The following is a 19,997-nucleotide window of genomic DNA, read 5'->3' on the forward strand; positions in this document are numbered from 1 at the left end:
CACATGAAAATTTTCTGGTTTATTCCTACTCACGGTGATAGTCGCTATTTAGGTACAAGTAAAGGCGCTCGTCAGGTTGACCATGCCTATATGAAGCAAATTGCTGTGGCAGTAGATAATTTGGGTTATGAAGGTGTACTTATTCCAACGGGTCGTTCATGTGAAGACCCATGGATTACAGCGGCTAGCCTCATTGATGCAACTCAAAATCTTAAGTTTTTAGTCGCGTTACGTCCGGGTGTCACTACGCCAGCTTTGGCCGCGCGTATGGCCGCAACATTTGACCGCTTGTCGAATGGCCGTGTGCTACTCAATCTGGTCACAGGTGGTGATGAGGCTGAGCTACGCGGTGATGGTGTATATGAAGATCACTCAACACGTTATCAAACTGCAAATGAGTATGTAAAAATCTGGCGCGAAATTTTGACACGTTCGCATACAGGTGAAGCATTTACCTTTCACGGCGAACGTTTACAAGTTGATGACGCTAAACTGCTTTACCCATCTGTGCAAAAACCTTATCCACCACTTTGGTTTGGTGGTTCTTCAGATGTCGCTGTCGACCTTGCGGCCGAGCAAGTCGATACTTACCTCACTTGGGGTGAGCCACCAGTAGCAGTTAAACAAAAGATCGAACATGTTCGTGCCAAAGCTGAGGCGAAAGGCCGTAAATTAACTTATGGCATTCGCTTACATGTGATTGTTCGCGAAACTAACGAACAAGCATGGGCAGCAGCTAATGAGCTTATTCAATATCTTGATGAAGCCACTATTGCTGCTGCACAGAAAAAATTTGCACAAATGGATTCCGTAGGCCAGCAACGCATGGCAGCTCTCCACGGTGGGAATCGAGATAAGCTTGAAGTATCTCCAAACCTCTGGGCAGGTATTGGCTTAGTTCGTGGCGGTGCTGGCACCGCACTTGTAGGTGATCCAGAAACAGTCGCTGCCCGTATTCAGGAATATGCAGACTTAGGCATTGATACCTTTATTTTCTCGGGCTATCCACATCTCGAAGAGTCAATCCGTTTTGCAGAGTTAGTATTTCCACTACTACCAATCGAAACTCGTGCCAAACTTGCTCAGCCAAATTTAACCGGTCCATTCGGTGAAATTATTGCCAACAACTATGTTCCAGACGAGAAGAAACAGAATGGTTCCGTCAAGGAGCCTGCATGAGTAAAGCTGAAAGTATTGTTTCACGTGGAACAAAACAAATCGGGCAGCATTTGCTGCCTTGGATTTTCCCAACTGTTCTATTGATTGTTTGGCAAATTGCTTCAAGTTCTGGTCTTTTAGAAAGTCGTATTTTGCCTGCACCCACGGCAGTCATTTCCGCTTTTTGGCACTTACTCATTAGTGGAGAATTATGGCATCACGTCAAGGTAAGTGCTGGTCGTGCTTTGCTTGGACTTTTAGTGGGTGGTGGTTTAGGTCTGCTCTTAGGTTTACTAAATGGCTCTTCACGTTTCGCCTCTACCCTGCTCGACACGACCTTGCAAATGATCCGTAACATCCCAGCATTAGCACTTATTCCACTTGTAATTTTGTGGTTTGGTATTGATGAAACAGCCAAATTATTTTTAGTCGCAGTAGGTGTCTTTTTCCCAATTTATATCAATACCTACCACGGTATTCGATCAGTTGACCCTCAATTGATTGAAATGGGTAAAAGCTACGGACTCTCACGTTGGCAACTCTACAAAGAAATTATTCTTCCGGGTGCGATGCCTTCTATTTTAGTGGGTCTACGCTTTGCTTTAGGTTTGGTTTGGGTATTGCTCATTGTTGCAGAGACTATTTCGGCTCAAGCAGGTATTGGCTATATGACCATGAATGCGCGGGAATTTTTACAAACGGATGTGGTTCTAGTAGGCATTCTTCTTTACGCGCTCTTAGGCAAACTGGCAGATGTTTTAGCACAGCTTTTAGAACGCTATTTATTACGTTGGCACTCTGGATATCAGAAATAAGGGAGCTTAGACATGACAAATCTGAATTTAAATATTAATCAAAATGAAGTGCAGCTCATTCCTGAAAATCCAACAGAATCACAAGAACCTATATTAGGCGCAGAGATTCTGATTGAGCAACTTTATAAATTCTATGGCGAGGTAAAGGTTCTTGAAGATCTTGACCTACACATCCAGCCTGGTGAGTTTTTAGCAATTGTTGGTCGAAGCGGTTGTGGCAAAAGTACGTTGCTACGTTTAATTGCCCAACTTGAAAAAGCCAGTTTCGGGGAAATCAAATTCAAATCTGCCCGACATTTGCGTGAAGGCATTACTAACGATGATATTCGAGTCATGTTCCAAGATCCACGTTTACTTCCGTGGAGAAATATTCTTCAAAATGTTCAACTTGGACTACCAAAGTCGCAACATGCTTTAGCTGAAGAACTACTAGAAAAAGTGGGTTTAAAAGAAAAATCGGGACAATGGCCTTCACAACTCTCTGGTGGACAGCGTCAGCGTACAGCCCTAGCCCGTGCGTTATCTCATACTCCGCGTATTTTGTTGCTTGATGAGCCGTTGGGAGCCTTAGATGCTTTAACTCGTCTTGAGATGCAAAGCTTGATTGAGCGCTTGTGGAAAGAACAAGGCTTTACTGCCATTTTAGTCACGCACGATGTAAGTGAAGCAGTGCAATTAGCTGACCGTATTATCTTATTAGATAAGGGCCAGATCGCTCAAAGTTTCCAAGTTAATTTGCCACGTCCTCGTAAAAAAAGTATTAGTTTTTCCCAACTTGAGCAACAAGTACTCGATGCAGTTTTAGCAACATAACCATTCGAGAGGAATTATCTTAATAATTTATAAAAATGCCCATTTTTCGAGCAATAAAGTAGTTATTTTATTGCTCTTTTTTAGGGCGAAATTTAAAAAATATTTCCAAGAATAACAATAAACTAGTTAAATTCTTTATTTTTTGCACAATAGTATATCTATTACGCAAATAACTAGCCGTTTTTTCATTAAAAAAGCAATACACCTGTGCACAAATCAAACAATTTCCCTTACAATGGGGATATTATTTTTTTAATTATGCAGCAGATGGAACAAAAAAAGAGTACCCAAAAGCGCAATCAGCTTCTTGCTGCCGCCCTTGACGTATTTTCAGTCTATGGGTTCACTGGCGCAAGTCTGGATGAAATTGCCCAACTCGCCGAAATGCATAAGTCGAATATTTTCTATTACTACGAAAATAAAGAGTCTTTATATGTAGAAGTGCTCACAACTGTTTTACAAAAATGGTTGGCACCCTTACAAACTTTAGAATCTGAATTAGAACCAGCTGAAGCCTTATCTCACTATTTAATACAAAAAATCGAACTGTCGCGTAGCCAACCGAAAGCATCTAGATTGTTTGCATTAGAAATAATTCAAGGCGCTCCACATATTTTACCTATACTCAAAGGGCCATTAAAAAAACTATTTAAGCGCAAAGCTAAAGTCATCCAGACTTGGCAAGAAGAAGGGAAGATTTCACCAGATATCGACCCAGAATTATTAATCTTAAATATTTGGGGCCTTACGCAAAACTATGCAGATTTTGCAACTCAAATGGAAATGGTCACTGGAAAAACACTGCGTAACCGAAGCATGTTCCAACGCTCAATTGAGCATACAGTACACCTGATGCTCTACGGCGTATTGCCTCGTTAAAACCAAAAAAGATCGGCAAACTTGCCGATCTTTTTTTAGAAATGATTTTGATAAAGGGCCAGAAGTTTTTGGGCACCTAATAATAAATTTTCTTCCCAATCCAAATGGGCAGTGTCATCTGCCCCATCAGTAATATATTTCACTGAAATCAGGCGAACTCCTAATTTATGGCAGACCTTGGCTAAGGCATACCCTTCCATATCAACCACATCACAAGCTACTTTTGGCTGACCCGTTTCAAATGAATCACCAGTTCCACAAACTGCTTTTGGTAAATCAACAAAATGTGATTGAAGGTGAATTTCAGCTGGCAAGTGATCATCTAACGGCGTTACACCTACTTCAAACCCTAACGGTGAAACATCCATATCTCGTTGTACAAAAGTCTTCACCTCGACCAAATCATGACGATTAAATGCAGAACTTCCTGCTGAACCTAAGTTAATTAAAGTTTTACAACCTGTTTTTTGAATAACCTCAAATGCTTTAAAGGCAGCATTAATCTTGCCAATTCCACTATAATGAACTTCAATACCTGCTTGTTCAAATAAACCTTTAGATTCATTAGGAAGCGCCATAATTAAAGCAATATCAGTGTTCATGCAAAAAGGCTCATATCAGAATTAAATAAAATTAGAAAATAAGTATAAATCAGGTGCAAAAGCTTTTTGCACCTTTTCATGATCACTGCATTTTTTGTTGTAAGGCGATTAAGCATGGAGAAAAGAACAGTTTCCCACTATAAGCTCCTGCTAGCGTTTTCTTCATTACCACGCCCCACATCACTAATAATAAAATACTCAATGCCACAGCCACATATTGTAAAAATACAATTTCAACCTGATGACCTAAATTAAACAGCGCCAAAATAAACACACCGAATGGAAAGGTTAAGCCCCACCAGCCTAAATTAAATGGAATACCAGTTTTGGCATGACGAAGTGTAGTTAAAATTGCAAGGCCGAGCCACCATAACCCGAAACCTAAAAGCACCAAACTGCCCACGATTCCTAAAGCTTGAAAGACATTCGCGAATTGATAAAATCCCACACCTACAAATACTCTTTGTGCCTGCTCACCTAGTAATAATAACCCTAGCGCACCTGTTCCAATTGGGCCTAAAGAAAGCCAGCTAGAAATTGCGAGTTCTTTTTCAGGTAATTGATGCAAAGCCATACGCAACATTAGAATTGTCAAAATAGCGAACGCAGGTAAAACAGAGATTCCCCAAAGTACATAACCAGCCATTAATAAATGAAAGCTATGCAAATCTGCTGGTAAATGTGCAACTAACATGCCCGCAGAACTTGCTGCTACTTCACAGGCAACCACAGGTAAAAGCCAGATTGCAGTCATGGTATGTAGCTGATGGTTCTGACGACTAAACATACAAAACGGCACAATCCATGCAATTGCTAGAGCTACAAAGACATCGATGTACCATAAAGCTTGAGCAATATGTACCGCAACTTCACCGTAAAGCCCAATACCGAAGCTTAAGAAACCATTTAGTATGGTAGCTAACCCCATCGGAATAGCACCTAAAAACAAGCTCATATTAGGATGCTTAAATATTTGCTTCGCTTCATGAGGGAAAAGCAACCACCGCAATAAATAGAGACATGAAAAAACACTAAATAGGACAATATTAAATTGCCATAATAAGGTTGCTAGCATGAATAAAAATGATTGAGCAAAAGGAAGCTGAATTAAAATCATACTTACCACACCAGTACCCATAGTCGCTGTAAACCAATTTGGGGTAAAATGTCGTATAACATCTTTGCTTTGATTTAATTGGTAAAAGGGTTTTTTCATCTTAATTCTCTAATCAAAGAGTGGATGAAAATATAGTAGAGCAAATAATTAATAAGAAAAATTGATTTATTTTTATTTAATTCATCAATATTTTAAATATAAAGAATATTCATATTGAAAAATAACTGAGTAAAAACACAACAACAAGACGAATCTGTGAGATTATGGCAATATATAGCCCTTGCAAAAATAGCCATATTTTAAGTTCATGAAACTGCTTCGTCTTAATGCGTTATCGCCCAATTTTCAGTTACCACCAACAGCGGTAACTATTGGTAATTTTGATGGTGTCCATTTAGGTCACCAAGCGATGATTGCTCAACTCAAAAAAATTGCTGCAGCACAAGGCTTAAAAACATTGGTCATGATTTTTGAGCCACAACCTCTTGAGTTCTTTCAAGGCTACGATGCTCCTCCTCGTATTAATTCATTACGGGAAAAAGTCGAATATCTAGCCGAACTTGGAGTAGATTACATTGCGGTTGCTAAATTTGATCAACACTTTCGTAGCATGAGTGCTACTGAATTTGCCGATTTATTAAAAGACAAATTAAACGCACAAGCTTTGGTTTTAGGTGATGATTTCCATTTCGGCAAAGACCGTCAAGGCAATAGCGAATTTTTAAAAGATTACGGATTTGGGGTCACCAACCTACATACCATTGAACTCGAAGGTGAACGTGTAAGTTCAACTCGTATTCGTCAGGTACTTCAGGCAGGAAATCTTGCCTTAGCCGCTAAATTATTAGGCCGTCCGTACAGTATTACTGGACGTGTTCAATATGGTGACCAGATTGGACGAACTCTCGATTTTCCAACCATTAACGTTCGCCTCAACCGCCATAAACCTTGTTTAAATGGCATTTATGGGGTTGAAGTCATTTGCGAAACAACTTCGTTAACTCAAAAAGTACTTCAGGACGCACCTGAAAAACCGGGAATTGCCGGATATCATGAAAACAGCCTGTATGGCGCGGGTCATGTCGGTACACGTCCAGCCATTCAGCAAGAACATCCAGAGTGGAGATTAGAAGTACATTTCCCTGATGTTTCTGCTAATCTGTATGGCTTATTTATGCGGGTGACTTTTCTTCACTATCTTCATGGTGAATTGAACTACCCTTCGCTTGAAGCACTTAAGGCAGGAATTGATAATGACGTGCATCAGTTACGACAATATCGTAACGACACGACACAATTTCCTTTTTAATTCGAATTTTGATTGTAAAACATGTCGGCTCCCAAGCTGATTAAACTGGATGAAAACTTGCATGAGCGATAAGCAAACTCCTGAGAATGCAGTGGACTACAAAGCCACGCTAAACCTGCCGGATACTCAATTTGCAATGAAAGCAAATTTGGCAGTACGTGAAGTGAAATGGTTAGAAGAGTGGTATACCGACAACATTTATCAGCAGATTCGTGCATCGCGTATTGGCAAGAAAAAATATATTTTGCATGATGGCCCTCCATATGCGAACGGTACAATTCACTTAGGCCATGCGGTCAACAAAGTACTCAAAGACGTTATTGTAAAAAGCCGCACTCTGTCAGGTTTCGATGCGCCTTATGTACCGGGCTGGGACTGTCATGGTTTGCCAATCGAGCTAAAAGTTGAAGAAAAAGTAGGTAAAGTTGGCGAAAAAGTTGACGCGGCTACTTTCCGTAAACTTTGCCGTGAATACGCACTAAAACAAATTGATTTACAGCGTAATGACTTTAAACGTCTAGGTATTTTAGGTGACTGGGATAATCCTTATCTCACCATGAACTATAAACAAGAAGCCGATATCGTTCGTGCTTTAGGTTTAATTCAAAAAAATGGTCATATCCAGCCGGGCTTAAAGCCAGTGAACTGGTGTATGGACTGTGGTTCTGCGCTTGCTGAAGCAGAAGTTGAATACGAAGATAAAAAATCTGACGCAATTGACGTTGGTTTTGGCGTTGTAGATTTAAAAGATTTAAGTGCGCGTTTAAATGTAGACGTTCAAGATCCAACTGATATCGTGATCTGGACCACTACACCATGGACATTACCTGCGAACCAAGCCGTTGCTTTGCACGCCGAAATTGAATATCAATTGGTACAAGTAACGACTGAGCGTGGTAAGCAAAACTTCATTCTTGCTAAAGACCTCGTTGCTTCAGCGATTGAACGTTATAAACTTGAAAAACCTGTAGTTTTAGCGGACTTTACTGGTAGCAAGCTTGAAAACCTTACATTACAACACCCTTTACTTACTGGTCGTCAAGTTCCGGTGATTTTAGGTGAGCACGTTATCGCAACAAGCGGTACAGGTGCCGTACATACAGCGCCTGGCCACGGTGCAGACGACTATAAAGTAGGTCTTCAATACAACCTTAAAGTAGATAACCCAGTAGGTGGTAACGGTGTTTATTTACCAACTGCTCCAATCTACGCTGGTGAGCACATCTATAAAGCCAATCCAAAGATTATCGAAGCTTTGGGCGCTGTAGGCCGTTTATGGGCTCATCAACCAATTAAACACAGCTACCCACACTGCTGGCGCCATAAGACTCCTATTATTTTCCGTGCTACACCACAATGGTTCATTAGCATGGATCAAAAAGGGTTACGTGAAGGTGCGCTTAATGCCATTGAAAATGATATCGAGTTTGTACCGAACTGGGGTAAAAACCGTATTGAATCAATGATCGAAGGCCGTCCGGACTGGTGTATTTCACGTCAACGTACTTGGGGTGTTCCAATTCCATTCTTCGTTCATAAAGATACGAACGAATTACACCCTCGTACACCTGAACTCATCGAAGAAGTTGCTCAACTGATCGAAGAAGAAGGTATCGAAGCATGGTTCAAACGTGACGCGAAAGACTTCATTGGTGAAGATGCTGAACAATATAATGCTATTCGCGATACCCTCGATGTATGGTTCGACTCCGGTACAACGCATTATGCTGTACTTGAGCAACGTGAAGAATTAGAAAGCCCAGCAGATTTATATTTAGAAGGTTCAGACCAGCATCGTGGCTGGTTCCAATCTTCATTATTAACTTCTATGGCAATTCACAATCGTGCACCATATAAAGCATTGCTAACACATGGTTTTACGGTTGATGAAAATGGCCGCAAGTTGTCGAAATCTTTAGGCAACTATATTCCGCTTGAAGAAATCATCAAACAGCTTGGTGCTGATGGTTTACGTTTGTATGTAGCTTCTAGTGACTATCGCTATGAAATCGCAGCATCTAAAGAAATCTTTAACCGTGTAAGTGATAGCTATCGTCGTATTCGTAATACATTACGTTTCTTGCTTGCGAACTTAAATGGTTTCAAACCAAGTACAGATGCTTTAGCTGTTGATGACTTAATTGCTCTAGATCAATACATCTTGCAACGTGCAAATGAAGTACAAAAAACAATTATCACTGCCTATGAAGAAATGAACTTCCATGTCGTGTGTAGCGCGTTAACAAGCTTCTGCATTAATGACTTAGGTGGTTTCTACCTCGATATTATCAAAGATCGTCAGTACACTACTAAAGCGGATTCTCAGGCACGTCGTTCTGCACAAACAGCGCTTTACCATATCGTTCAAGCATTTATCCGTTGGATGAGCCCAATCTTAAGCTTTACCGCTCAAGAAGCTTGGCCATTAATTCCAGAACAAACTGAAAAGTATGTATTTACTTCAGAATGGTATGACCTACCAGTTTCATCAAAAGCAAACTTGCTTTCTGAAGAAGACTGGCAAACATTGATTAGCGTAAAATCTGCAGTAAATAAACAGATTGAAGCAGCACGTAACGCTAAACTTGTCGGTAGTAATCTTTCAGCCAAAGTTGAACTTTGGGCAAATGAATCATTACAAACAGTTTTAAATCAACTGGCTGATGAACTCCGTTTTGTTCTTATTACTTCAGAAGTAGTAGTACATCCATTTGCTGAACAAGGTGAAGCAACTGAAATGGAAGGCTTACGTGTACAAATATCTGCAGCTGAAGGTGAAAAATGTGCACGTTGCTGGCACGTCCTTCCAGATGTAAATACACATGCCGATCATCCTGGTTTATGTGGTCGTTGTATTGTGAACGTCACTGGTCGTGGCGAAGTGAGAAAATATGCCTAATTCACAAGCTAAAAAAGGCTTATTCCAGTTTTATCCACACAATCTAATTTGGCTTGGACTTTCTGTCCTTGCCATTGTGTTGGATCAATGGACAAAATGGATTGCAAGTACACATCTGAACTATGCGGATCCAGTGCCTGTGCTTCCATTTTTAAACTGGACACTATTACATAACTATGGCGCAGCTTTTAGCTTTTTATCTGATGCAGGGGGATGGCAACGCTATTTCTTCACATCTTTAGCAGGCTTAGTTTCAGTTCTTTTTGTATTTTGGTTGCTTCGTATGCCTAAAAAAATGGTGGTGCTACCTGTAGCAATCGCTTTAATTTTAGGTGGGGCATTAGGCAATTTAATTGACCGCATTACTTTAGGCTATGTTGTCGATTTTATTCATGTCTATTACCAAAATCATCACTTTCCAGCTTTTAATATTGCGGACAGTGCCATTACCCTAGGTACCATCTTGCTACTCATCGATACATTCTTCCTTGAGAAGCAACGTAACCAAAATTCGGATGCATAATATGACCGAAATTATCCAACCTAACGAAGAAATTCGTATTACAGACGGCTCTAAAGTCGATCTACACTTTTCTGTTGCTATTGAAAATGGTGTAGAAATCGATAATACCCGTAATCGTGAAGAACCAGTTTCTCTTACTATTGGCGACGGAAATCTTTTACCGGGTTTTGAAAAAGCATTATTTGGTTTACGTGCAGGCGACCGTCGTACAGTACATCTTCCGCCAGAAGATGCATTTGGCCCATGGAATCCAGAAAATATACAAACTTTCGATACGGTTAAGTTTGAACAGCGCCCTATTCCTGGCCATATGATCGAGTTTGAAGATAAGGCAAAAACAACCTTATTCGGCGTAGTGAAGTCAGTTAATGACGACATTACAGAAATTGATTTTAACCATCCGTTAGCCGGAAAAAATATTACGTTTGAAGTAGAAATATTCAAGGTAACTCCCGAAGGCCAACAAGGCATTAAACTCATGTAAATAAAAAGCCCTCTAAATGAGGGCTTTTTATTGATCTCAACTTAAGAATCCTTACAAATTCTATATTCTCTCGCACCTATATAATGAATTAAGTTATAAGTATAAAAATCCTTGGGGAAAATACATGCTGGTCTATATTATCGTAGGAAGTGTTCGTGAAGGACGTACAGCAATTAAGGTTGCCAATTGGCTAGAATCAACAATTCCAACATTGGGTCTAAACGATTTTCAAACCGAAGTAATCGATTTAAAAGAATGGGATTTACCTTTTTTTTCAGGCTCTCACCCACCCGCCACTGGAATTTATGATCAACCTAAACAACAAGAATGGGCAGACAAAATTGCTCAAGCAGATGCTTTTATCTTTATTAGCCCAGAATACAACCATGGTTACAGTCCAGCCTTAAAAAATGCACTCGACTACGTAGGTAAAGAATGGAGCGATAAACCTGCTGCATTTATTGGATATGGGTCAACTAATGGCTCTCGCTCTATTAGCCAAATACGCCAAGTCACCTCAAGTTTAAATATTATTGATCCAAATGCTATATTAGAGATTCGGGATATATTTAAACGTAATAAAGATGAGAAATTTGAAGCTAATGAATTTGAAGTAAAAGGACTTCAATCAATTGTTGAGAAGCTACAGAAATATAATTTAGCTTAAATAAAAAGGCCTCTAATCAAATAAAGAGGCCTTTTATTTTTATAAGCTTTTTAAATAATTTACTACGTCTGTATTACTAGCCATTTCTGCAAGCTGTAGTGCTGTGTATTCACTCTTATAATCGACATAAGCTCCCTTTTCGACTAATAGTTTAACCACCTCTAGATGATCATTCTCGGCAGCTGCTTGTAGAGCACTATAACCTTCATCATCCATCTGATTAGGATCTTGTCCTTCTAAAAGTAATTGCTCTACCTGATCTAGATCGCCTAAAGAAGCCCAATAGACCAATTCAGGAAGAGACAATTCTTCATCATCCTCAGGTATTGAAGAGAAGGAATTAATTTTCACGTAAACACCTAAAAATAAGAAACTTCATCATTATTATATTCATAAAATACGGCCAGTTTGCAAATCTGATTCTAAAGCTATTTAAGTATGAAATATTTTCAATTAAACGACTTTAATACTTTAATTTTCCACATAAAAAAACACCCCCAACATCAGTTGAGGGTGTTTAGAATAATGAGCTGGCGATGACTTACTCTCACATGGGAAACCCCACACTACCATCAGCGCTAAGAGGTTTCACTTCTGAGTTCGGGAAGGGATCAGGTGGTTCACTCTTGCTATGGTCGCCAGCACAACTGGTATGGATACTTGCATTGGTCTTATTGGTTGCCGATGCGTTTTCCAAATCTTTACAGATGGGCTGATTGAGTCTTACTTTAATTTTGTTCATTTTAGCTAAACATATAACTAAATCAAGTTGCTTTGCATATTAATGAATCGATTGATGCCATATATACAACTGCTTGGGTGTTGTATAGTCAAGCCTCACGAGCAATTAGTATTGGTCAGCTTCACATATCACTATGCTTCCACATCCAACCTATCAACGTCCTAGTCTCGAACGGCTCTTTAGAGGACATAAAGTCCTAGGGAAATCTTATCTTGAGGTAGGCTTCCCGCTTAGATGCTTTCAGCGGTTATCCCTTCCGAACATAGCTACCCGGCGATGCGACTGGCGTCACAACCGGTACACCAGAGGTTCGTCCACTCTGGTCCTCTCGTACTAGGAGCAGATCCTCTCAAATTTCCAGCGCCCACGGTAGATAGGGACCGAACTGTCTCACGACGTTCTAAACCCAGCTCGCGTACCTCTTTAAATGGCGAACAGCCATACCCTTGGGACCTGCTTCAGCCCCAGGATGAGATGAGCCGACATCGAGGTGCCAAACACCGCCGTCGATATGAACTCTTGGGCGGTATCAGCCTGTTATCCCCAGAGTACCTTTTATCCGTTGAGCGATGGCCCTTCCATACAGAACCACCGGATCACTAAGACCTACTTTCGTACCTGCTCGACTTGTGGGTCTCGCAGTTAAGCGCGCTTTTGCCTTTATACTCTACGCGTGATTTCCGACCACGCTGAGCGCACCTTCGTACTCCTCCGTTACTCTTTAGGAGGAGACCGCCCCAGTCAAACTACCCACCAGACATGGTCCTCGCCCCGGATTACGGGGCAGAGTTAGAACCTCAACATTACCAGGGTGGTATTTCAAGGACGGCTCCATTGGAACTAGCGTTCCAACTTCAAAGCCTCCCACCTATCCTACACAAGTAAGGTCAAAGTTCAATGTCAAGCTGCAGTAAAGGTTCACGGGGTCTTTCCGTCTAGCCGCGGGTACACTGCATCTTCACAGCGATTTCGATTTCACTGAGCCTCTGCTGGAGACAGCGCCGCCATCATTATGCCATTCGTGCAGGTCGGAACTTACCCGACAAGGAATTTCGCTACCTTAGGACCGTTATAGTTACGGCCGCCGTTTACTGGGGCTTCGATCAAGAGCTTCGCTTACGCTAACCCCATCAATTAACCTTCCAGCACCGGGCAGGCATCACACCCTATACGTCCACTTTCGTGTTTGCAGAGTGCTATGTTTTTAATAAACAGTTGCAGCGGCCTGGTTTCTGTGGCTGTCATCAGCTCAGGAAGCAAGTTCCATCACCAACAACAGCGTACCTTCTCCCGAAGTTACGGTACCATTTTGCCTAGTTCCTTCAGCAGAGTTCTCTCAAGCGCCTTGGTCTACTCGACCTGACCACCTGTGTCGGTTTAGGGTACGATTCCTGTGTAACTGAAGCTTAGAGACTTTTCCTGGAAGCATGGTATCAGCCACTTCGCTGTACAAGTACAGCTTGCTATCAGATCTCAGCATAGAGCACCCCGGATTTGCCTAAGATGCATGCCTACTTCCTTTCACCTGGACAACCAACGCCAGGCTGACTTAACCTTCTCCGTCCTCTCATCGCATTACACAGAAGTATTGGAATATTAACCAATTTCCCATCGACTACGCCTTTCGGCCTCGCCTTAGGGGTCGACTCACCCAGCCCCGATTAACGTTGGACTGGAACCCTTGGTCTTTCGGCGAACGGGTTTTTCACCCGTTTTGTCGTTACTCACGTCAGCATTCGCACTTCTGATACCTCCAGCATACTTCTCAATACACCTTCATCGGCTTACAGAACGCTCCCCTACCACTTGACTTAAAAGTCAAATCCGCAGCTTCGGCACATAGTTTTAGCCCCGTTACATCTTCCGCGCAGGCCGACTCGACTAGTGAGCTATTACGCTTTCTTTAAAGGGTGGCTGCTTCTAAGCCAACCTCCTAGCTGTCTATGCCTTCCCACATCGTTTCCCACTTAACTATGATTTTGGGGCCTTAGCTGGCGGTCTGGATTGTTTTCCTCTTGACTACGGACGTTAGCACCCGCAGTCTGTCTCCCGGATAGTACTCATAGGTATTCGGAGTTTGCATCGGTTTGGTAAGTCGGGATGACCCCCTAGCCGAAACAGTGCTCTACCCCCTATGGTATTCGTCCGAGGCGCTACCTAAATAGCTTTCGGGGAGAACCAGCTATCACCAGGCTTGATTAGCCTTTCACCCCTATCCACAAGTCATCCCCTGGCTTTTCAACGACAGTGGGTTCGGTCCTCCAGTTAGTGTTACCCAACCTTCAACCTGCTCATGGATAGATCGCCTGGTTTCGGGTCTATACCCAGCAACTAAACGCCCTATTAAGACTCGATTTCTCTACGGCTCCCCTATACGGTTAACCTCGCTACTGAATATAAGTCGCTGACCCATTATACAAAAGGTACGCAGTCACCGAACAAGTCGGCTCCCACTGCTTGTATGCATGCGGTTTCAGGATCTATTTCACTCCCCTCACAGGGGTTCTTTTCGCCTTTCCCTCACGGTACTGGTTCACTATCGGTCAGTCAGGAGTATTTAGCCTTGGAGGATGGTCCCCCCATATTCAGACAAGGTTTCACGTGCCTCGCCCTACTCGTCATCATTATGTGTGCCCTTTCGTGTACGGGAATATCACCCTCTACGTTCGCACTTCCCAGAGCGTTCCACTAAAACACACATAACTTAATGGGCTGATCCCCGTTCGCTCGCCGCTACTAAGGGAATCTCAATTGATTTCTTTTCCTAAGGGTACTGAGATGTTTCACTTCCCCTCGTTCGCCTTGCAACACTATGTATTCATGTTGCAATACCTACCTTAAAGTAGGTGGGTTCCCCCATTCAGAAATCTCCGGATCAAAGGATATTTGCCGCCTCCCCGGAGCTTATCGCAGGCTATTACGTCTTTCATCGCCTCTGACTGCCAAGGCATCCACCACATGCACTTAATTACTTGACTATACAACCCCAAACAGTCGTTATTACCTACAAGGAGTAATAAGACATGATCAATGATTCCTCATCAATCTCTTACAGTTTGAAGTACTGTGTATTTAAACACTGTACAGCTTCAATCTAATTCATATACCAAAACGCTTGATTCAGTTAATTTGCTAGTTCTCAATGAATTCCAAGATTAGAATTACTTCTTCTCTTTTCATTATTGAGTGAACAATTTATTTCAGACTCAATTTTGCCAATCTGTTAATGAATAAACATGCCTTCGTCAGGTCATGCTTAATACCGTGATACTTAAATCACAGAAGTTAATAAACCAAGATCTAAATCTTTATTTACTAATTTCTGTAATCCGAACTTCTCTTAAGTTCTGGTGGAGACTAGGAGAGTCGAACTCCTGACCTCCTGCGTGCAAAGCAGGCGCTCTACCAACTAAGCTAAGTCCCCAGCTTACATCATCAGTTATGTATCTTTCTGTCTATAACCTTAATCAGTCAAAGTCATGGTGGGTCTGACAAGACTTGAACTTGTGACCCCACGCTTATCAAGCGTGTGCTCTAACCAACTGAGCTACAGACCCTCAGATACATCTATGAAGAACAACTTGTTGTGGATTCTTACCAATCGTCAATCTTTCGTTAAGGAGGTGATCCAGCCGCAGGTTCCCCTACGGCTACCTTGTTACGACTTCACCCCAGTCATCGGCCACACCGTGGTAAGCGTCCTCCTTGCGGTTAGACTACCTACTTCTGGTGCAACAAACTCCCATGGTGTGACGGGCGGTGTGTACAAGGCCCGGGAACGTATTCACCGCGGCATTCTGATCCGCGATTACTAGCGATTCCGACTTCATGGAGTCGAGTTGCAGACTCCAATCCGGACTACGATCGGCTTTTTGAGATTAGCATCCTATCGCTAGGTAGCAACCCTTTGTACCGACCATTGTAGCACGTGTGTAGCCCTGGCCGTAAGGGCCATGATGACTTGACGTCGTCCCCGCCTTCCTCCAGTTTGTCACTGGCAGTATCCTTAAAGTTCCCGACATTACTCGCTGGCAAATAAGGAAAAGGGTTGCGCTCGTTGCGGGACTTAACCCAACATCTCACGACACGAGCTGACGACAGCCATGCAGCACCTGTATGTAAGTTCCCGAAGGCACCAATCCATCTCTGGAAAGTTCTTACTATGTCAAGGCCAGGTAAGGTTCTTCGCGTTGCATCGAATTAAACCACATGCTCCACCGCTTGTGCGGGCCCCCGTCAATTCATTTGAGTTTTAGTCTTGCGACCGTACTCCCCAGGCGGTCTACTTATCGCGTTAGCTGCGCCACTAAAGCCTCAAAGGCCCCAACGGCTAGTAGACATCGTTTACGGCATGGACTACCAGGGTATCTAATCCTGTTTGCTCCCCATGCTTTCGCACCTCAGCGTCAGTGTTAGGCCAGATGGCTGCCTTCGCCATCGGTATTCCTCCAGATCTCTACGCATTTCACCGCTACACCTGGAATTCTACCATCCTCTCCCACACTCTAGCTAACCAGTATCGAATGCAATTCCCAAGTTAAGCTCGGGGATTTCACATTTGACTTAATTAGCCGCCTACGCGCGCTTTACGCCCAGTAAATCCGATTAACGCTTGCACCCTCTGTATTACCGCGGCTGCTGGCACAGAGTTAGCCGGTGCTTATTCTGCGAGTAACGTCCACTATCTGAAGGTATTAACTTCAGTAGCCTCCTCCTCGCTTAAAGTGCTTTACAACCATAAGGCCTTCTTCACACACGCGGCATGGCTGGATCAGGCTTGCGCCCATTGTCCAATATTCCCCACTGCTGCCTCCCGTAGGAGTCTGGGCCGTGTCTCAGTCCCAGTGTGGCGGATCATCCTCTCAGACCCGCTACAGATCGTCGCCTTGGTAGGCCTTTACCCCACCAACTAGCTAATCCGACTTAGGCTCATCTATTAGCGCAAGGTCCGAAGATCCCCTGCTTTCTCCCGTAGGACGTATGCGGTATTAGCATTCCTTTCGAAATGTTGTCCCCCACTAATAGGCAGATTCCTAAGCATTACTCACCCGTCCGCCGCTAAGTGATAGTGCAAGCACCATCACTCCGCTCGACTTGCATGTGTTAAGCCTGCCGCCAGCGTTCAATCTGAGCCATGATCAAACTCTTCAGTTAAAAATCATTTTGCACCTTATTAAAGACAAGGTGCCAATTCTGGCTCATCAATTTTCTGACTTAAATTTCGCTCAAATAAACTTCGAGTAATTTAAACCAATCAATCAATGATAATATTTCGATCAATCAATCAGTAAAAATCCACACAAGTTGTTCTTCATAATCTCTTAATGATCTTTCTGCTCTTCGTCAGAGACAGAATTCAACGCAATACTAAGCTTTTCACCTTAACCCTGTAAGCTAAGATATTCTCATGTATCGCGTCGGGATGAGTGCATTATAGGGGAAAAAAATTAGTACGCAAGCACTTTTCTAAACACATGCACTCGACCGTCTCTTTTTTACTCAAATAAATCAATAGCCATACTAAATTCAATCCTATATGCTTGATATACAACAACAAAATATAAAAAAATTTATTTTCATTCTTTTTTGATTTTGATATCTATTATCTTAATAGGTTGTTTAGGTACGTTCTGATGCGCTCCATCATTGGTTGTTGGCACTTTTACAATGCGGTCAACTACATCCATACCTTTAACCACTTTTCCGAAAACTGCATAACCCGCATTACCCGCTGAGCGATTTAGAAAACTATTATCAGCAACATTAATAAAGAACTGACTAGTAGCTGAATCAGGATTTGCGGTACGAGCCATTGCTAAGGTTCCGCGTGTGTTAGCCATTCCATTTCCAGCTTCGTTCTTAATTGGTGCTCGAGTAATCTTTTCCTGCATATTTGCAGTAAGTCCACCACCCTGTACCATGAATCCAGGAATTACGCGGTGGAAGATCGTATCTTTATAAAAGTTCGACTTTATATAGCTTTTAAAATTCTTCACACTGATTGGAGCTTTCTCATCATAAAGCTGTATTTCAATGTTGCCTGAATTCGTTTGCATTTCAACTAAAGTGTCAGCCCAGACTGAATGACTGCTTAAACCCAAGCAACATAGCATTAATAATTTTTTCATATCTTCCTACAGTAAAATGCAAAGCTTAATAAAGGTTAAATTTAATCGTCTATATAAAAGAATTCTAGTGAGTATTTATTATCTTTTATTTAAAGCCTTATATTTTAGATTTGAGTATAAGCCCACGTTCCACGTGAAACATGGACTAAACTTTTATTTAGCTATTTTTATCCCAGAACTTTCTAAAGTTTTTACTGAACTCGATGGTGTAGCGTTTGGCCTTTTTAGAAATAGGCGTCAAATTTATAAATCCATGAGTTTGATCTGCGTATTCTTCATAATGCATTTTGACGCCATTTTGGCGTAGCTTATAACTATAGATTTTTCCTTCATCATGTAATACGTCATGCCCAGCAGTAATCACAAAAGCCGGTGGATTCTTTTTCAAGTTACCATAGGTTGGAGAAATAATAGGATCGTCTAACTCTACATTATGCTGAGTTGCATAATATTGAGTGACATTATTGATATCTTTATCTGTTAAAACTAATCCTTCGTTATAGGCATAGAAGGATGGATGTCGGCTCTTGAAATCCACTGCAGGGTAAATAAGAAGTTGTGCCTGTGGAGCATACGGTTTATTTACTGATCTTTGAGCCACGACTGTACTGATGTTTCCACCTGCACTATCACCTGCTACAGCAATTCGACCTTTTAATATTTTTAATTGTCTACGATTTTGATATACCCAAGCCAAAGCATCTTCACAGGATTGGATTAAATGTTGAGGAGAAACCTCAGGTGCAAGAGGATAATCAATACTGAGTACTTGTACTTTTGCATATTTTGCTAATAAGCGGCAAACCTCATCATGAGTATCTAATCCACCCACAACAAATCCCCCTCCGTGATAGAAAACAAGAAGAGGTAATTTTTTACTAGGTGCCGGATGATAGTGTCTTGCGAAAACAGTTCCGCTTTGGAGCGGTAACCGAATATCTTCTACTGAATCAATATCTGTTGATTTCTGGCGTATAGCCAGCATTTGAGTATCGAACAGCCTTCTAGATTCAATTGGGTCTGAACCAATGAAACCGATACGACCCTGTTTAATTTGTACAGCCATCATACATTTAGTAAATGAGTCGAGATCTGGATATTGGTAAGAATATCCAAGAATTTTGGCAAGTGATTCTTGAGCTAATCGAGGTAACTTATCAAGAGCTCGAGCAGCGGGGCCTTGGCCCTTATCTAGCAATGTTTGAATTTTTTGATTGAATGCTGTCATGCCTATCTCCATGAATTCCTCTTATCCTTCATATTTTCTACAGAATTCTATTGTTATTTGACTATATTCGCATACAACTCATGTAATCAAGATACAAAGGTAAAACCCAAATTACGCTAATCTGATTTAAAGCAAATGTCATTAACAAATGTGTCACTTAAAACAGGACTTTTTTGCCAATTATTGTTACCAGACAAAAAGAGGTACGGTTATGTCAACAAAATTAGTAGTTACTTTATTAGCAACCAGTCTTTTAACTGTAGGCTGTGTGGCTTATACGGATGACCCTTCTTATCGTGGTGGTTATGGTTACCATGATACTAATCGCTATGATGGACGTCGATATAATGATTGGGAACGAAAACGTTGGGAAGAACGTCAAAGAATATATGAACAACAACGAAGAGTTGCTCGCGAACAGGACCGAAACCGTCATGAATGGGATAAAAGACGCCATGACGAGGATAAAAAACACCGTGATGACGATAAAAGACGCCACGAGTGGGATAAAAGACGAGTAGAAGATCGTGATCATAATCGTCGAGATTCTCGTCATGATGACTAAATTCTTTACTATATAAAAAGCCCCAATAAGCTACGTCTTTTGGGGCTTTTTTGAGAATTCTAAACTCT

The 19,997-nt window shown here is 41.8% G+C and carries 15 protein-coding genes, 2 tRNA genes and 3 rRNA genes; 10 read left to right on the top strand and 10 right to left on the bottom strand.

Annotated elements, in window-relative coordinates:
• Positions 1-3 precede the first annotated feature (3 nt).
• From ssuD to AC2117_RS18605, 4 genes are all read left to right on the top strand, one after another.
• Entirely contained in the window at positions 4-1,179 is a 1,176-nt protein-coding gene (gene ssuD / locus AC2117_RS18590) for an FMNH2-dependent alkanesulfonate monooxygenase (protein WP_133976051.1), read from the top strand.
• Positions 1,176-1,973 (top strand): aliphatic sulfonate ABC transporter permease SsuC, encoded by a 798-nt coding sequence (gene ssuC / locus AC2117_RS18595; RefSeq protein ID WP_133976053.1) that lies wholly within the window; start codon positions 1,176-1,178, stop codon positions 1,971-1,973. Before ssuD ends, ssuC begins: the two co-directional genes overlap by 4 nt.
• Positions 1,974-1,985: 12 nt before the next feature.
• Complete coding sequence (locus tag AC2117_RS18600) at positions 1,986-2,786, top strand: ABC transporter ATP-binding protein (RefSeq protein ID WP_133976055.1); 801 nt, start codon at positions 1,986-1,988, stop codon at positions 2,784-2,786.
• Between the two features lie 258 nt (positions 2,787-3,044).
• Positions 3,045-3,665 carry a TetR family transcriptional regulator C-terminal domain-containing protein gene (locus AC2117_RS18605; protein ID WP_128814554.1) on the top strand — a complete coding sequence of 207 codons (621 nt, stop codon included), beginning with the start codon at positions 3,045-3,047 and terminating at the stop codon, positions 3,663-3,665.
• 35 nt (positions 3,666-3,700) lie between these two features.
• Here AC2117_RS18605 and AC2117_RS18610 read toward each other — a convergent pair whose 3' ends face one another.
• Positions 3,701-4,267: a 5'-nucleosidase gene (locus tag AC2117_RS18610; protein ID WP_042898338.1), complete on the bottom strand. Its 567-nt coding sequence runs from the start codon at positions 4,265-4,267 to the stop codon at positions 3,701-3,703.
• An 82-nt stretch (positions 4,268-4,349) separates the two neighbouring features.
• The gene (locus AC2117_RS18615) at positions 4,350-5,483 is read right to left on the bottom strand and encodes a TDT family transporter (RefSeq protein ID WP_133976057.1); all 1,134 of its coding nucleotides are present in this window, start codon (positions 5,481-5,483) and stop codon (positions 4,350-4,352) included.
• Positions 5,484-5,691: 208 nt separating this feature from the next.
• Between AC2117_RS18615 and ribF the strand changes: the two genes are divergently transcribed.
• The 5 genes from ribF to AC2117_RS18640 all read left to right on the top strand — a co-directional run bounded on the left by ribF (position 5,692) and on the right by AC2117_RS18640 (position 11,266).
• Complete coding sequence (ribF, locus tag AC2117_RS18620; protein ID WP_003655815.1) at positions 5,692-6,693, top strand: bifunctional riboflavin kinase/FAD synthetase; 1,002 nt, start codon at positions 5,692-5,694, stop codon at positions 6,691-6,693.
• A 61-nt stretch (positions 6,694-6,754) separates the two neighbouring features.
• Positions 6,755-9,592, top strand: a complete 2,838-nt coding sequence (gene ileS, locus AC2117_RS18625; protein ID WP_133976059.1) for an isoleucine--tRNA ligase — start codon at positions 6,755-6,757, stop codon at positions 9,590-9,592.
• Complete coding sequence (gene lspA, locus AC2117_RS18630; protein WP_005037701.1) at positions 9,585-10,115, top strand: signal peptidase II; 531 nt, start codon at positions 9,585-9,587, stop codon at positions 10,113-10,115. The genes ileS and lspA overlap by 8 nt, the downstream gene beginning before the upstream one ends.
• A 1-nt stretch (position 10,116) precedes the next feature.
• The gene (locus AC2117_RS18635) at positions 10,117-10,599 is read left to right on the top strand and encodes an FKBP-type peptidyl-prolyl cis-trans isomerase (RefSeq protein WP_133976061.1); all 483 of its coding nucleotides are present in this window, start codon (positions 10,117-10,119) and stop codon (positions 10,597-10,599) included.
• A gap of 124 nt (positions 10,600-10,723) precedes the next feature.
• The gene (locus AC2117_RS18640) at positions 10,724-11,266 is read left to right on the top strand and encodes an NADPH-dependent FMN reductase (protein WP_133976063.1); all 543 of its coding nucleotides are present in this window, start codon (positions 10,724-10,726) and stop codon (positions 11,264-11,266) included.
• A 39-nt stretch (positions 11,267-11,305) separates the two neighbouring features.
• On the opposite strand, the gene AC2117_RS18645 is transcribed toward AC2117_RS18640, so the two are convergent.
• The 8 genes from AC2117_RS18645 to AC2117_RS18680 form a co-directional block, all read right to left on the bottom strand.
• Entirely contained in the window at positions 11,306-11,617 is a 312-nt protein-coding gene (locus AC2117_RS18645; RefSeq protein WP_133976065.1) for an ankyrin repeat domain-containing protein, read from the bottom strand.
• A gap of 177 nt (positions 11,618-11,794) precedes the next feature.
• Positions 11,795-11,909 (bottom strand): 5S ribosomal RNA (gene rrf / locus AC2117_RS18650).
• A gap of 183 nt (positions 11,910-12,092) precedes the next feature.
• Positions 12,093-14,986, bottom strand: a 23S ribosomal RNA gene (locus AC2117_RS18655).
• A 370-nt stretch (positions 14,987-15,356) separates the two neighbouring features.
• A tRNA-Ala gene (locus AC2117_RS18660) sits at positions 15,357-15,432 on the bottom strand.
• A gap of 56 nt (positions 15,433-15,488) precedes the next feature.
• Positions 15,489-15,565: transfer RNA gene (locus AC2117_RS18665), tRNA-Ile, on the bottom strand.
• Positions 15,566-15,624: 59 nt separating this feature from the next.
• Positions 15,625-17,162: ribosomal RNA gene (locus AC2117_RS18670) — 16S ribosomal RNA — on the bottom strand.
• Together the 16S, 23S and 5S rRNA genes with 2 tRNA genes alongside form the textbook arrangement of a ribosomal RNA operon.
• 422 nt (positions 17,163-17,584) lie before the next feature.
• Positions 17,585-18,136 carry a peptidylprolyl isomerase gene (locus AC2117_RS18675; protein WP_197730954.1) on the bottom strand — a complete coding sequence of 184 codons (552 nt, stop codon included), beginning with the start codon at positions 18,134-18,136 and terminating at the stop codon, positions 17,585-17,587.
• 157 nt (positions 18,137-18,293) lie between these two features.
• The gene (locus AC2117_RS18680) at positions 18,294-19,364 is read right to left on the bottom strand and encodes an alpha/beta hydrolase (RefSeq protein ID WP_197730955.1); all 1,071 of its coding nucleotides are present in this window, start codon (positions 19,362-19,364) and stop codon (positions 18,294-18,296) included.
• 211 nt (positions 19,365-19,575) lie between these two features.
• Here AC2117_RS18680 and AC2117_RS18685 point away from each other — a divergent pair, with 211 nt between their 5' ends.
• A complete protein-coding gene (locus tag AC2117_RS18685) occupies positions 19,576-19,929 on the top strand; it encodes a hypothetical protein (protein WP_133976069.1) in 354 nt (117 codons plus the stop codon).
• Positions 19,930-19,997 lie beyond the last annotated feature (68 nt).

Origin of the sequence: Acinetobacter calcoaceticus, assembly GCF_900520355.1 — a bacterium.
GTDB classification, from domain to species: Bacteria; Pseudomonadota; Gammaproteobacteria; order Pseudomonadales; family Moraxellaceae; genus Acinetobacter; species Acinetobacter calcoaceticus_C.